Genomic DNA, 15,061 nt, shown 5'->3' on the forward strand with positions numbered 1-15,061 from the left:
AGATTAGCTATGCTACCCAAACTGAACTTGGTACGAAAGCATGGGATATTTTTATCAAAAATGTTTTGATATGTTGTTAAATCTCGAAAGAGAGACGCGATTAACCCAAGTCTTTCCAAGAGTTGTCTCTCCCTTGTGTTCCTCTGCCCCCTCTAAGCGTTGACCAGTTCAGGTGATAAGCGCTTCAACACCAGTCGTTCATATTCCACATGGACGTAGATTGTGTCGCCTTCGTGGAACTCGCCGCGTAGAATCGCTTTGGCAATCGGAGTTTCTAGTTCTCGCTGAATCGCCCGCTTCAGGGGACGAGCACCGTAAACTGGGTCATAACCGACCTGAACAATCCAATCGAAAGCCTGGTCGGAGATTTTGAGCGAGAGTTTACGCTCGCGCAGTCGCTCCTCTAAACGCTGCACTTGTAGTTTGACAATTTCGCGCAACTCGTCCTTCCGCAAGCTGTGGAAAATAATGATTTCATCAATGCGGTTGAGAAATTCGGGGCGGAAACTTTCTCGCACTGCTTCCATGACGCGATCGCGCATTTGTTCGTACTTGCTATCGTCTCCTGCCACATCCAAAATGTATATTGAACCAATATTGCTGGTCATAATCGCGATCGTATTTTTAAAATCTACTGCGCGTCCCTGAGAATCAGTTAGGCGACCATCATCCAGGATTTGCAGCAGGACGTTGAATACATCAGGATGAGCTTTCTCAATTTCGTCAAACAGAATTACAGAATAAGGTCGGCGGCGAATCGCTTCGGTGAGTTGTCCGCCTTCTTCATAGCCCACGTAACCTGGAGGCGCACCGATGAGACGGGCAACAGCGTGTTTCTCCATGTATTCGGACATATCGATCCGCACCAGTGCATCTTCGGTATCAAACAGATATTCCGCTAAAGCTTTTGCCAGTTCTGTTTTTCCCACCCCGGTCGGGCCTAAGAAAATAAAGCTGGCAATGGGACGATTCGGGTCTGCCAACCCAGCACGGGAACGTTGAATTGCATCGGCAGCAGCTCTTACAGCTTCGTCCTGACCAATCACACGTTTATGTAGCTCTTCTTCCAGATGCAAGAGTTTTTGCATTTCCGATTCAACCAGTCTGCTCACCGGAATACCCGTCCACTTGGAGATAATTTCGGCAATGTCAGCTTCGGTGACTTCTTCGCGCAACAGAGATTTACCGCTAGTCTGGATTTGGGCTAGTCGCGCTTCGGCTTCTTTTAGTTGTCGTTGCAGCTCAGTGAGTTTGCTGTATTTCAGTTCTGCTGCCCGGTTGAGGTCGTAATCGCGTTCGGCTTGCTGAATTTCTACATTAACACGCTCAATCTCTTGTCTAATTTGGCGAATGCGATCGATGATTTGCTTCTCTGCTTGCCATTGAGCATTGAGGGCATCTTGCCGTTCTTTTAAGTCCGCAAGTTCTCTCTCTATGCGTTCTAAACGCTCTCTGGAAGCACTGTCTGTTTCTTTTTGCAGTGACAGCCGCTCCATTTCCAGTTGCAGAATTTTGCGATCGATTTCGTCTAATTCTTCTGGTTTGGAAGTAATTTCCATTTTTAGTTTAGCCGCAGCTTCATCGACCAAATCAATAGCTTTGTCGGGTAGGAAGCGATCGCTAATATATCTCGCAGACAGAGTAGCTGCCGCAACTAACGCACTATCAGAAATCTTCACGCCGTGGTGTAACTCGTAGCGCTCTTTCAAACCGCGCAGAATTGAGATGGTATCTTCCACACTGGGCTGATCGACATACACCTGCTGAAAACGACGTTCCAAAGCCGCATCTTTTTCAATGTACTTGCGGTATTCATCTAGCGTAGTGGCACCAATACAGCGCACTTCGCCGCGAGCAAGCATCGGCTTGAGCAAGTTGCTAGCATCCATCTATCCTTGCGTTGCACCCGCACCAACTACAGTGTGAATTTCGTCAATGAACAAGACGATTTGTCCCTGTGCTTCTTGGATTTCTTTTAAGACAGCTTTCAGGCGTTCTTCAAATTCTCCCCGGTATTTGGCTCCGGCAATTAACGCACCCATGTCTAAAGCTATTAGTTTGCGATCGCGCAATGATTCCGGGACATCACCACTGACAATGCGCTGCGCTAATCCTTCTACAATTGCCGTTTTACCGACACCGGGTTCACCAATCAGCACGGGGTTATTCTTAGTCCGACGAGAAAGGATTTGAATCGTGCGGCGAATTTCTTCATCTCGTCCAATCACTGGGTCGAGTATGCCCTCATGTGCCAATTGGGTTAAATCGCGTCCGTATTTTTCTAGCGCTTCATATTTAACTTCCGGGTTTTGATCTGTCACTTTTTGACTCCCTCGAATCTGTTGAATAATGTTGCGGAGTTTTTTTTCATCCAGTCCAAATTCTTGGAACACCCCTTTACCAAAGCGATCGTCTTTGGCAAAGGCTAGTATTAAATGTTCAATAGAAATATATTCATCACCAAACTCTTTGCGGTATTGTTCGGCGCGATCGAGCAGCGTCTCTAAACTGTGTCCGATGTATACCGAACCACTGCTAGCCCCCGATACTTTGGGCTGACGGTTGATGAAGTAGATAGTGCGCTCGTGTAGTTTTTGAACATTTACCCCGGCTTTGTTGAAAATAGAAGTGGCGAGTCCTTCCTGTTCCAGTAGCGCTAGCATCAAATGTTCGCTCTCAATCTGCTGATGCTGAAACTGCTTGGCAATTTCGGGATTACGAACAAGGGCTTCCCAGGCTTTTTCGGTAAATTGCTCAGGATTGGTTGGTTGCATAATCGTGCCCCTTAGCTGAGAAATAAATTATTTAGGCAGTCAAACCAATTCGTAATTCATAGTGACGCTCCTGCGTCGCTAAAGCTGCGGTGAAGAAAACAGAGGGCAGAAGCTTTGCAATACAGTGTAGGCTTCAGACCTACACTGATTGCATGACTCCAAAATCTCTGATTTGGAGTGGGGCTTCAACCCTTACTCCCTACGGTCGTGGCAGAGTGCAGGCTTCAGTTTTCCCTTCTGCCTTCTGCCTCCTGCCCTCTGCCTTTCTTGCTAACGTAATTCAGCACGGTAGGCACGCAGTTGCGCCTTGAGTTGGGCAATTTCAGTTACCATATCTAGCACCATTGCTGCTCCGACCCAATTCAAGTTCAGATCGCGGTGCAACCTTTGAATCTGCACAACGCGAAACATATCCTGTCGGCGCAGCATGGTTCCTACAGGTTCAATTAATCCCAGGCGGGCAAATCGTTCTAGCAATAAAACCGAGGTTTGGGTGAGGTAGGCGGCTTGCTCGAAACTATAGAGGCGATCGCCTGTTTCTGTCCACACCACGCAAGACAAACTCAGGTTAAAACTCATAACCGCACCTCTTCTAAGCCTTGACGGGGATTAAAACTGCTAACTTGTCGCAATTTTTCATAGCACTCTCTTTCTTGGGGACTCAAATCTTTGGGTGTCAGAATTTTTAACCGCACAATCAAAGCGGTACGATTGCCTTTTGGATCGCGCCAGCCCTTGCCACGTAGCCGCAGTGCTTGGCCGGAATCCACACCGGCCGGAATCTTCATTGTTACCTTGCCATCAGGCGTAGGAACATCTATTTGTGCGCCAAGTACAGCTTCCTCTGGGCTGACAGGTACTTCGCAAGCAAGATTGTCGCCCTCAAATTTGAAGAAAGGATGGGGTAATAATTCAATTGTCAGATACAAATCGCCGCGTTGCTGACTAAAAGGACTCATCTGTCCTTTGCCTTTGACTCGAATGCGGCTTCCCGATTTTACTCCCGGCGGAATGCGAACAGTGATAGTTTCTCCATCAATTTGTAGCCGCTTCTGTGTACCGTGAAACGCTTCAGAAAAAGTGAGAGCGATCGCCGCTTCCGTATCCTGTGCGGGAACATTAGTGAAGCGGCTGGAGGGGTCTTCTCCATACCCAAAATCTACGTAGTCCCGGAATCCTTCTGGTCTTGTTGTGCGATAATTAGCTCCGCGCTGCCTTGTACGACCGCCACTGCGACCTAACCCTCCCAGCAATTCATCAATGAAATCATCAAAGTTGCCATACTGGCTAAAGTCATAACCTTGTGTACCCGCCCCTCTGGGTGGAGGTGCACCCGCCGCAGCCTGTTGCCAGTACTGACCATACTGGTCATACTTCTGGCGTTTTTCCGGGTCGGACAGCACTTCATTAGCTTCGTTAATTTCTTTGAACCGCGCTTCGGCTTGCTTATCGTTAGGATTTAAGTCCGGGTGATATTTCCGTGCCAATTTCCGGTAGGCTTTTTTGATATCCTCCGGAGTAGCATTCTTACTGACACCGAGAATTTGGTAATAATCTTTGAAATCGGTTGCTGCAACCATCAGCACCTCTTGAGATTAACGCGATGGGACGGGTGGGCAGAGGGGGTGGGGGGCAGGGGGAGATAAAACTCCTCACTCTTATACAGACGCGATTAATCGCGTCTCCTGGCTTCTGCCCTATTTGAGGAATCACCTGGTTTGACGACTTCGGATACTCGGTTGAAGAAACTAGAAAATTGTTCTTGAAGCTTGGCAAATGCGCCTGCTGTGTTCTCACGTGCCTTAACTTGCCGCTCTAGATTTTTAATTGCTTTGTCAAATGCTGCATACTCGCGATCACCTCTGGCATATCCTAGTTCTTGAGCTAACTTGAGTTGGGTACGAGCATCTTCTAGCAACCTCTGTGCTGCGTCGCGATCCTTCTCTGCTAAAGTAACCGCAGTCACTAGATCGGTATGGGCTTTGACTAACGGCAGGGGTCGAGCTTGTTCTGTCACCACTAAAGTTGAGAGCGCAAGTTGCAGCACGCCTTTGGCTTCATCAATTTTGCCTTCGTTCAACAACCGAGCTGCCTGCTTGGTAGCATCTGGATATCTCTCTAATGGCAGATTGACGATTGCAGTGCGAATCTCGCTTATCAGGTTGTTCAACAGTTCGCGAGCTGCCGGAAAATCTTCTGCAATTGCAACACCCTTTACTTGATTGCGAATTCGCTCAACCAAATTAAAATCCTGAGGGGCAAAATCGATTATCGCTACCTGAGCCGCCACCGGAATTAGAGCTAGTTTAGGGTATTGTGCTACTAGAATGTCAATTTTTCCAGTTGCTCGTTCTAGGGCAGCAATTGCTTCTTGAGTCTTTCCCCGCTCAATGGCAGCGATCGCTTTTTTAGTTTCTTCGATTGCGGCGATCACTTCTCGATCCAGTTTACTTTCAGCCTCAGCTGTTGCCTGTTGCCTCTCCTTTTCAATCTCCTGCTGAAGACTAGTATCAAGCTGATTCAATCTTTCAGGAGATACCGCAGCAGAGCTAACTGCATGAACGGGAGCGATGAATAAAAGCGAGGAAAAAAGAATACCCACGAACAGGACTTGCAGCCTTCTAAAGAATCTGTGATATTGGTTCACGATCATTCTCCTGGTTTATAAACTTGTTTTGCACCTGGATTGAAGAAGGTAGGGGGCGGAGGGGCAGGGGAGCAGAGGGGCAAAGGAGCGGAGGAGAAAAGACTAAAATTACCCTTGATTCTCCCTATCTCCTCTGCTCCCTATCTCCCTATCCTCTTCTCGCCTCCTGCCTCACTTCGGCTACGCTCAGTGACCACCTGCCTTCTACCTTCATCAAGCTGGTTGGGCGGGGGCGGTTCCGGATATACGTTTGAAGAAACTAGAGAATTTTTCCAGGAGCCGACTCAATGGGTCTGCGGTTCTCTCGTTTGCCCTAACTTGCCGCTCGATATCTTGGATTGCCTGCTCAAGTTCTGCATACTCAGGATTACTTATGGCGTAGCCCAGGTCTTGAGCCAACTTAAGTTGAGTGCGAGCGTCTTTCAAAAACCTCAGCGTTTGCTCTGGATCGCTCTCTGCTAGATCGACTGCATCTACTAAGAGGGTGTAAGCATTGAGCAGCGGAATTGGTCGAGATTGCTCTGTTAGCACTAGGGTTGAGAGAGCAACTTGCAAAAGTGTTCTGGCTTCATCGGTTTTTCCTTTGCTCAACAACCGGGCTGCCTCTCTCATAGCATCAGGATACGTTTCTAGTGGCAGATTAAAGATTGTTGTGCGAATCTCGCTCATCAGGTTGTTCAAAAGTTGACGAGCAGTCGGAAAATCTTCGTTATTGAAAGCATTCTTAAGTTGAGTGCGAATTCGTTCAATCACATGAAGATCCAAAGGGGCAACATCGATTATGGATACCTGAGTCATGACGGGAACCAAGCCCAGTTGAGGGTATCTTGCCACCAGAATGTCAAGTTTTCCAGTTGCGCGTTCTAAAGCAGCGATCGCTGCTTTAGAATTTTCCTCCTCAATGGCATTAATTGCATTTCGAGTTTCTTTGATGGCGGAAACCGCTTCTCGATCTAGGCATCTTTCAGCCTCATCTGTTGCCTTTTGCGTCTCCTTATCAATTTCCTGCTGAAGACGAGTATCGGGCTGATTCAATGTTTGAGAGTTCATAATCTGCTCCGGTTAGTTAAGTTGTTTTGTGACTGGAATAAGTGCCTTTTTTGTCGCGATGAGCTACGCCCCACCGTAGGCGATCGCAACTCTGGAAATTTACGATCTGACCTTAGACCTGGAATAAGTGCCTTTTTCGTCGCGATCGAACACCTGTTTGACCCGATCCCAAGCCTTCGTCAAGGCATTATCTTTTCCATTGGCTTCTCTGAACGACCGATTGTAGGTATCAACAAAAGTTTTTTGCGCGTCGTCCGACAGATTTGCTCTAATTTCTGGTGAAATCTGCTCATTATCTGCCAGTTCACCTTTTGGTTGATGGGGAATTTTCATGTCAGTGATAGCGACTTCTTCCGCACCCGCACTTTCTAACAGTGAGACAACTTCGTCTGCTTGTTCTTGTGGCACTTCCGCGACCAGTAAAAACTCACCTGCTTTCAGGCGTGTTTCGTAAATAGTAGCTTTGTCCTCCGGCATACCCATTGCGATTAAGGCAGATCCAATGCCTGCTCCCAAGGAACCATATAAAGCACCGCCTGCCGCTCCTAATAATGCTGCTCCCAAAGGGCCTGCTGCTACTACGGTTCCTAAAAAGGGAATGAACAACACACCCACACCCGTAAGTAAAGCCAACAGAGAACCAAACAGCGATCCAAAAATCGCTCCGGTGGCGAGTCCATCCAAGATCACATCTTGTTTCGTCACAAATCCGGAGATGCGAGTTTCGGCGTGGAAGTCGCGACCAATCATCGAAATGTGATTTTTGGGAACGCCGCGATCAATTAGACGCTCAACCACTTCTTGCATCTTCTTCTCATCTTTGAAGATAGCAGAGACACTTTTGAGGGCGGTTTTTTCAGATGTAGAAGTCATAAAAATTACTCCAAATTAAAAAACTAGATAACATCACGAAATGTGGCGCAGATTTAAGGACGCGGGGATAGGAAGAGAGTATTTGAAATTTCACTGCGTTATCCAGAGGATGACGCACGCAGGCTCGCTAAAGCAGTTCCTTTAACTCTGGTTTCCAGAGCAACGGACTGCTCGCTGCGTCTTGTTACTTTTGTTCCACAAAGTCTGCATCGATGACATCTTCACTGCCGCCTTGACGGTCTGTAGAAGTACCACCGTTTGGAGATGCACCTGCTTGTGAATAGACCGCAGTGCCGATTTGCATCAGGGCTTGTTGAATTTCGTTGGTGAGAGACTTCATGCGATCAATGTTGTTCTGCTCAATTGCCTGACGCAAGTCTCGAATTAAGCCTTCCACGCGGGACTTGTCTGCTGGTGGCACTTTGTCGCCCAAATCCTGAAGTTGTTTCTCGGCTTGATAGGCGACAGAATCTGCCATGTTTTTGGTATCGATTTGTTCGCGCCGCCTACGGTCTTCTTCCGCATTGCGATCGGCTTCTTTCACCATCCGCTCAACTTCAGATTTGTCGAGGGTAGACGCACCTGTGATGCTAATGGACTGTTCTTTACCTGTGGCTTTTTCTCTGGCAGTTGCTGACAGAATCCCGTTAGCATCAATGTCAAAGATAACTTCGATCTGTGGCATACCTCTGGGAGCTGGAGGAATCCCATCTAGTCGGAAGGTTCCCAGGCTCTTGTTGTCGGATGCCATTTCGCGTTCGCCCTGCAGAACATGGATTTCTACGTTTGTTTGTGCATCAGCCGCCGTTGAGAACACCTCAGACTTCTTCACTGGGACAGTGGTATTGCGCGGAATAATCTTGGTCGTCACACCACCTAGAGTTTCAACACCCAGCGACAACGGCGTGACATCTAGGAGCAGTACGTCTTTTACCTCACCCCCAAGCACACCCGCCTGAATCGCTGCACCCATTGCTACGACTTCATCCGGGTTGACACCCTGGTGTGGGTCTTTGCCTATTATCTGCCGTACCAGTTGCTGGACAGCCGGCATTCGAGTTGCACCACCCACTAGGATTACTTCGTCAATATCTGCGGGACTCAGTTTAGCATCGCGCAGAGCTTGTTCGACAGGAATGCGGCTGCGATCGAATAAGTCGGCACACATTTGCTCGAACTGTACCCGCGTTAAGGTTATATCTAGATGTTTCGGGCCTTCCGGGGTTGCAGTAAGAAAAGGTAAGTTAATGTTCGTCTGTGTTGCGCCTGACAGTTCAATTTTGGCTTTTTCTGCTGCTTCGGTGAGGCGTTGCAGGGCTTGTTTGTCTTTACGGAGGTCGATGCCTTCGTTACGCTGGAATTCGGTTGCTAACCAGTCTACGATTCTCTTATCAAAGTCATCACCGCCCAAGTGGGTGTCGCCACTGGTAGCTTTCACTTCAAACACGCCATCGCCGACTTCCAGGATAGACACATCAAACGTCCCACCGCCTAAGTCAAATACCAAGATAGTTTCGTTAGTTTTCTTGTCAAGTCCGTAGGCGAGGGCAGCAGCCGTTGGCTCGTTGATAATTCGCAGAACTTCAATCCCGGCAATTCTACCAGCATCTTTGGTAGCCTGCCGCTGAGAGTCATTGAAATAGGCAGGGGTGGTAATTACCGCTTGCCTCACTGGTTCCCCCAGATATGTGCTGGCATCATCTATCAGCTTGCGGACTACCTCAGCCGAGATTTCTTCGGGTGAAAATTCCTTGTTCAGAGCGGGACAGTGTAGCTTGACGTTGCCATTACTGTCACGTACCACCTTGTAAGTAACTTGTTTTGCCTCTTGGGTGACTTCATCATATCTGCGCCCGATGAACCGCTTAACGGAATAAAAGGTGTTTTCTGGGTTCATTACACCCTGGCGCTTGGCAATTTGCCCGACAAGTTTTTCGCCCTTCTTGGTGTAAGCAACCACAGACGGAGTTGTGCGACCGCCTTCTGTGTTCGGAATAACGACGGGTTGTCCACCTTCCATTACGGCTATACAGGAGTTGGTAGTTCCTAAATCAATACCAACGATTTTTGCCATTGTTAGCACCTCCTTCAAAGATTGGGATAAAAAATTGAGAGTCTGGATTCAGGACAAGTTGAACAAATGGTATTAAGAAGGCAGAGGGCAGGAGGCAGAGGGCAGAAGGGGAATCCCCATAAATAAATTTAGGGGATTTAACAACGGCTTCTGAAAGTAAGGGTTTCCCGACTTGAGCAAACTGGCGTGGGCTTGTGACCTTTTGGCAGAGGGAAGAATCTATCCTTGAACCTTCTGCCCTCTGGCTCCTTAGCACTCAGGATTCGGCTGCGTTTTGAATCGCGGCTAACAATGAGCGGAGGTCGTAAGAGCCATCGTGGCGCACACCGTTGATGAAAAAAGTCGGCGTGCCGTTGACCCCGCTCTGGATTCCGCTGAGTAAGTCTTCGCGTATCCTGGCTATGTGGGCGTGCTCAGCGAGTTCGTGACTAAACTGAGGCACATCAAGACCGAGGTTAGCGGCATATTCTATTAGATGTTTGCGATCGAGCGCCTGTTGATGTTCAAAGAGATGGTTGTGCATCTCCCAGAACTTACCTCGCGCCCCAGCGGCTTCTGCTGCTTCTGCTGCCTGCTCGGCGTGGGGATGCACGCTAGTTAACGGGAAGTGGCGGTAGACAAAGCGCATGAGATCCCCGGTCAACTGCTGGAGTTCTTTGACGATGAAATGGGCACGACCGCAATAGGGACACTCATAGTCGCCGTATTCCACGAGGGTGACGGGTGCGTTTTTTGGACCTCGGATATGGTCGCGATCGCTAACTGGGAGGCTAAGTTCGCCCGTTGCTGTTGTTATCATGTTGTTAGCTCCTGCTCTTAAGGGAGTGCTTTGGGAATCATTGCGTCACTGCCCTTGCCCATTGCCCCTGTGCCCGTCACCTAAGTTTACTTTCACAACCTTGTTCTTATCTTCTTCAGCCTTGGGCAGCCTCAGCTTGAGAATGCCATCTTTGTATTCTGCTTGCACCTGATCGTGCTGGACACGGGTAGGCAACGGAATTACGCGCTGAAACCTGCCATAGCGGAATTCGGTGCGGGTGATGCCTCTTTCTTCCGTTTTGATTTCTGACTTGCGCTCACCGGAAATAGATACTGCCTCTGGCGATACCTGCACATCCAGGTCTTTGGGGTCTACACCGGGAACTTCTACCTTGAGATGAACTCCATCAGGGGTTTCTTCTATCTCAGCAGAGGGAATAAAGGCAATGCCTTCCTCTCCTCTACGACCTGTCGGTGCTATTTCATCAAGCAAGCGGTTTAACTGCCGCTGCAAACTTTCAACTTCTCGGAAAGGTTCCCAACGAACGAGTGCCATAATTTTAAGTCTCCTGATGATCTATACTTGAGTGTTTAGAATTCTGCATTAGACTGGGTTTTGTCAGTCGCTGAAACAGCGTTGCTATCATGCCAGTGCTGAACTCTGTTGACACTATAAAGAAGAAATATAAGGGCTTTCTGAGGAAATTATGATGATTGGGGATTGGGACAAGGCAAAATTGTAAGGGGAAAAACAAATAACTTCCCTTTAACCTTTCTTAGTCACGCCAGTTCGCTCAACGGGGGAAACCCTCAGGGCAAACGCATCTAAATATTGACGAGCCTGAATCAGGATGAAATACACCAAGACTCAAACTACATAAAGCTTTGAGGAAATGAAATCTCACTCTGTATGAAAATGAGAATCATTACGAGGGGGGAGTTAGAGGCAGCCGACGGCTGCCTGAATTTTCACGGTCAGTTCTCTACTAAATAGCGTAGGTTTTCTCACAGTCTGATTCTCAATAGTTTTAGATTAATGACTAGGAATCACGAGAAGATCAGCGCAAAGAAAAACTCAATTTATGCGATCGCGTCTCGCCCCTATTGAGCTGGCTTCGACATAGTAAGTAACTGTTGAATCATGGTCTTAAGTTGTTTGAGAGAGACGGGTTTGGCAAGGTACTCTGTTGCGCCTGCCGCCAAACATTTGTCGCGATCGCCTGCCATAGCTAAAGCTGTCACCGCAATGATTGGCACATTCGTCAGGGTGCAATCGGCTCGAATCTGACGGATCGCTTCCAAACCATCCATTCCCGGCATTTGAATGTCCATTAAAATCAGGTCGGGCTGTTGTTGGGCTAAATTGATTGCTTCCTGCCCATTTGTTGCGACAATTAAACGAAAACCACAACTGGTGAGATAAGCTGAGAATGTGTCAATATTTGCTGGGTTATCTTCTGCTAACAGAATCAGAGGTTGGGCTGGCAATAAACCAGTAACCGTGGAATCCTGAAGTTGCAAGGGCTGTTCTGATGGCAACGTTCGTTCCAGTTGCATAGCTTGCATCTGCGTGAAGTCAGAGCAATTTTGACTTGGCAGTGTAATGGTAAATCGGCTTCCTTGACCAACCGTACTGACGACACTAACAGTTCCTTGATGCAACTCAGCAATTTGCTTGACCAGCGCTAAACCTAAACCCGTACCGCTGTATTTACGATTAAGGCTGCTGTCAATTTGTACGAAGGATTGAAACAGTTTTGGCAGATGTTCTGGAGCAATCCCAATGCCTGTATCAATGACGCTAAATTGAATGAGTTGTTGAGTATGTTGGTGAAGTCTATCTGTAGAAAATTCGCGGCTCACCTCTAAAACAACCTGTCCTTTTTCCGGTGTAAATTTGATGGCATTGCTTAGTAGATTGATCAATGCTTGCCGCATTCGTAGTTCATCCGCATCAATCTGACCAATGTTGGTGGGAATACGAGTTTCCAGTTTGATTGCTTTTTGATAGGCAACTTGCTTGATAAAGTTCAAACTGGAATTGCACAGTGCCTCGATCGAAGTGGGTAGAATCTGTAATTCCATCTTGCCAGACTCAATTTTTGCCAGATCGAGAATGTCATTAATCAGCGTCAGCAAATGGTTTCCACTTTGGGAAATTACCTCAAGGTATTGGTGCTGTTTTTCATTTAGCGACCCATATATCTCTTGCCTGAGCATATCTGACATACCCAGGATTGAGGTAAGAGGAGTCCGCAACTCATGGCTCATGTTTGCCAGAAATTCGTCTTTCAGTCGGGTTGCACGAGCGAGTTTAGCGTTGACATGTGCTAACTGCTCATTGGTCTGTCGCAGTTGTTCTTCCGCTTGTTTACGCTGCGTGAAGTCTACCCCTTCTCCTTCAACAATGATCTCTACTACCTGATCTCTATCATCCTTGAGTCCTGTAATGGCATAAGTGGCAAATTGCGTCGTCCCGTCTGCCATCGAATACTCGACTTCTCCCCTCACCGAACCGCTGCCGCTGACAACCTCAGCAATGCTTTGCTGCAACCGTTCTTGCATTAAGGGGATCTGATTAAACCAGGGCGTTTCCCAGAACCGAACGCCCAGCACCCGTTCAGCAGAAACGCCCGTCACCCTTAAGCAAGTATCGTTGACGTCAATCACCGTCCCGTCTGGTTTCAGGATTGCCATGAACTGGAATTGCTGGTTGAAGACTGCCTTGAAGCGACGCTCGTTCTCCCGTAGAGCTTCCTCAACTTGCTTACGTTGGGTAATGTCAATGTGACAACCCATGATTCGGAGTGGATTACCATTCTCATCCCACTCAATCACACGCCCCGAACAGATTACCCAAATAGTAGAACCGTTTTTGTGTTGGTATCTCACCTCGTTAGAAAGAGGAATTTGTCCTCGGCTTTGGATATGTTGATCAAAGCAGTCCATTATGCGGGGCAAATCTTCTGCAAAAATGAGTTGTTGCCAGGTTTCTGGGATATCTGGTAACTCGTGATCGTCATAGCCAAGCATCCGCTTCCAGGCGAGGCTATAATACAGCCGCTTACCGAGAATGTCCCAGTCCCAATAGCCTGCCAGGATGATTTCAAGGATATTCTCCAAGAGCTTCAACTCAATGCGTAGCTGTTCTGATCGCCGCCGTTCTGCCTCGGCTTGCTTGCGTTCTGTGATGTCCCTGGCAATGCCCACGATCCCCACAGGTCGCGATCGCTCGTCCAAACACAAGCTTTTAGTCGTCGAAAACCACCGCGCTTCTCCATTGATGGTCAGTAATTCTTCAACCTCCTCCGATTGTCCTGTCTGCAAAATGGTTTGTTCAAGTGAACGAATTCGTTGAGCCTCTTCAGGAGATAGAAATTGTTCGACAACTTTCCCTAAAATATCCATCGTAGGATGCCCTAACGATTGAGCTGCCATTTTGTTCACCACTACATAACGACCCTGGAGATCCTTCACAAAAATGGCATCACTTATAGAGTTAATGATATTTTGAAGTAACTGATGTTTTTGTTGAAGTTGCCGAACACGGCGCCAAATTAACCCATACAGCAGCAAACTGGTACAACTAACAAAAAACCAACCTCTCAGCGTCTGTAGTTCGGTCAAAGCCTCTGCTGTGGGAGTAAATGTCGCCAGTAAGCAGTCCGACCAGCTAATCCAGAGAATGTCGTCTGAAATCAGCAAACTCATGCTTCTCCCTCCCACTCTTAAATCTTCTGTCCAGATCGTAGCAGCCCAAGTAAAGTCAGTAGACCGAAAAGTTTTGCGATCGCTAAAAAATAGTAGTCTGTGATACCGTTTATTCAAGAATGTACAACAGCCGATTTCGAGAGAAAAATATAAGTTTAATTTATATAAATAGTGGCGAAACGACCAAAATCAGCCGGACGGTAAATAAATTTCGCAGGCTACTCCATAGTTACGGTCTATTACATTCCTTTGTTCACACTTACCTTGAGCCTGAATTGGAATGTTTTCAGTTAAACAGTTAACTACTTCATTCAAGGTTTTACTATCAGTTAGAACTGGGGTAGTTGCAGTCATGGCTAAACCAGATATTCCTCTAGCTCAATTTTCACGCAACTCCTTGACAAAATTCTCTGAAGTATGAGCATAACCATGTTCTGGGATGAGATTTGCTCTTATGCTCTTAGCATATTCATTAGCTTTACTTATATTCTAAGTCCAAGAGCGCTTCTCGACACTAGTATTTAAAATTACAGATATTAAGCAAAATTTTACTGGAACAGGCATTCATTACAGAGCGATCGCAAAACTTTTCGGTCTACTAGAAAGTAGGTAAGGTGTGAATGAGCAAAAGATCTGGCGCAATTAGCAAATGAGTGACGTAAACCTGCAAAGGTAGAATGTGTAAGCGTTGTAGGCTCTTGGCCTACTTCTAATCACTGCTGCGTAAACCCAATTCATCTCAAGTAATCAGAGGTCAGAACGCTGGCCTAGAGACGTATTGACTGATTGCGCCACTCATTTGCGAATCACGCCAGATCTTTTGCTCATTCACACCTGCACATCTAGGTCTTTGGGGTCTACACCGGGAACTTCTACCTGCATCAGGGGTTTCTTCTATCTCAGCAGAGGGAATAAAGCCAATGCCTTCCTCTCCTCTACGACCTGTCGGTGCTATTTCATCAAGCAAGCGGTTTAACTGCCGCTGCAAACTTTCAACTTCTCGGAAAGGTTCCCAACGAACGAGTGCCATAATTTTAAGTCTCCTGATGATCTATACTTGAGTGTTTAGAATTCTGCATTAGACTGGGTTTTGTCAGTCGCTGAAACAGCGTTGCTATCATGCCAGTGCTGAACTCTGTTGACACTATAAAGAAGAAATATAAGGGCTTTCTG

Annotated in this window: 10 protein-coding genes and 1 pseudogene; all 11 read right to left on the reverse strand. The window is 47.3% G+C overall.

The annotated features are described in order from the left end of the window. Positions 1-152 precede the first annotated feature (152 nt). Positions 153-2,774 (reverse strand): annotated as a pseudogene (clpB, locus tag HWQ42_RS28680) (ATP-dependent chaperone ClpB). Between the two features lie 270 nt (positions 2,775-3,044). Continuing rightward, on the reverse strand, positions 3,045-3,353 hold the full coding sequence (locus tag HWQ42_RS28685) for a chaperone modulator CbpM (RefSeq protein WP_292817881.1): 309 nt from the start codon (positions 3,351-3,353) through the stop codon (positions 3,045-3,047). Continuing rightward, complete coding sequence (locus HWQ42_RS28690; protein WP_292817883.1) at positions 3,350-4,354, reverse strand: J domain-containing protein; 1,005 nt, start codon at positions 4,352-4,354, stop codon at positions 3,350-3,352. Before HWQ42_RS28690 ends, HWQ42_RS28685 begins: the two co-directional genes overlap by 4 nt. A 92-nt stretch (positions 4,355-4,446) precedes the next feature. Next, positions 4,447-5,421: a YfdX family protein gene (locus tag HWQ42_RS28695; RefSeq protein WP_292817885.1), complete on the reverse strand. Its 975-nt coding sequence runs from the start codon at positions 5,419-5,421 to the stop codon at positions 4,447-4,449. Between the two features lie 213 nt (positions 5,422-5,634). After that, positions 5,635-6,471, reverse strand: a complete 837-nt coding sequence (locus HWQ42_RS28700; protein WP_292817887.1) for a YfdX family protein — start codon at positions 6,469-6,471, stop codon at positions 5,635-5,637. Positions 6,472-6,570: 99 nt separating this feature from the next. Continuing rightward, positions 6,571-7,344 carry a ChaB family protein gene (locus HWQ42_RS28705; RefSeq protein ID WP_292817889.1) on the reverse strand — a complete coding sequence of 258 codons (774 nt, stop codon included), beginning with the start codon at positions 7,342-7,344 and terminating at the stop codon, positions 6,571-6,573. A 184-nt stretch (positions 7,345-7,528) separates the two neighbouring features. Next, positions 7,529-9,418 carry a molecular chaperone DnaK gene (gene dnaK, locus HWQ42_RS28710; RefSeq protein WP_292817891.1) on the reverse strand — a complete coding sequence of 630 codons (1,890 nt, stop codon included), beginning with the start codon at positions 9,416-9,418 and terminating at the stop codon, positions 7,529-7,531. 256 nt (positions 9,419-9,674) lie between these two features. Further along, positions 9,675-10,217 (reverse strand): DsbA family protein, encoded by a 543-nt coding sequence (locus HWQ42_RS28715; RefSeq protein ID WP_292817893.1) that lies wholly within the window; start codon positions 10,215-10,217, stop codon positions 9,675-9,677. A 45-nt stretch (positions 10,218-10,262) separates the two neighbouring features. Further along, positions 10,263-10,733: an Hsp20/alpha crystallin family protein gene (locus HWQ42_RS28720; protein WP_292817895.1), complete on the reverse strand. Its 471-nt coding sequence runs from the start codon at positions 10,731-10,733 to the stop codon at positions 10,263-10,265. A 545-nt stretch (positions 10,734-11,278) separates the two neighbouring features. Then, a complete protein-coding gene (locus HWQ42_RS28725) occupies positions 11,279-13,888 on the reverse strand; it encodes a PAS domain-containing hybrid sensor histidine kinase/response regulator (protein ID WP_292817898.1) in 2,610 nt (869 codons plus the stop codon). A 754-nt stretch (positions 13,889-14,642) separates the two neighbouring features. Then, complete coding sequence (locus HWQ42_RS28730) at positions 14,643-14,918, reverse strand: hypothetical protein (protein ID WP_292817900.1); 276 nt, start codon at positions 14,916-14,918, stop codon at positions 14,643-14,645. Positions 14,919-15,061: the final 143 nt, after the last annotated feature.

The sequence above is a fragment of the Nostoc sp. JL23 genome (assembly GCF_017115065.1).
Lineage (GTDB): Bacteria > Cyanobacteriota > Cyanobacteriia > Cyanobacteriales > Nostocaceae > Nostoc > Nostoc punctiforme_A.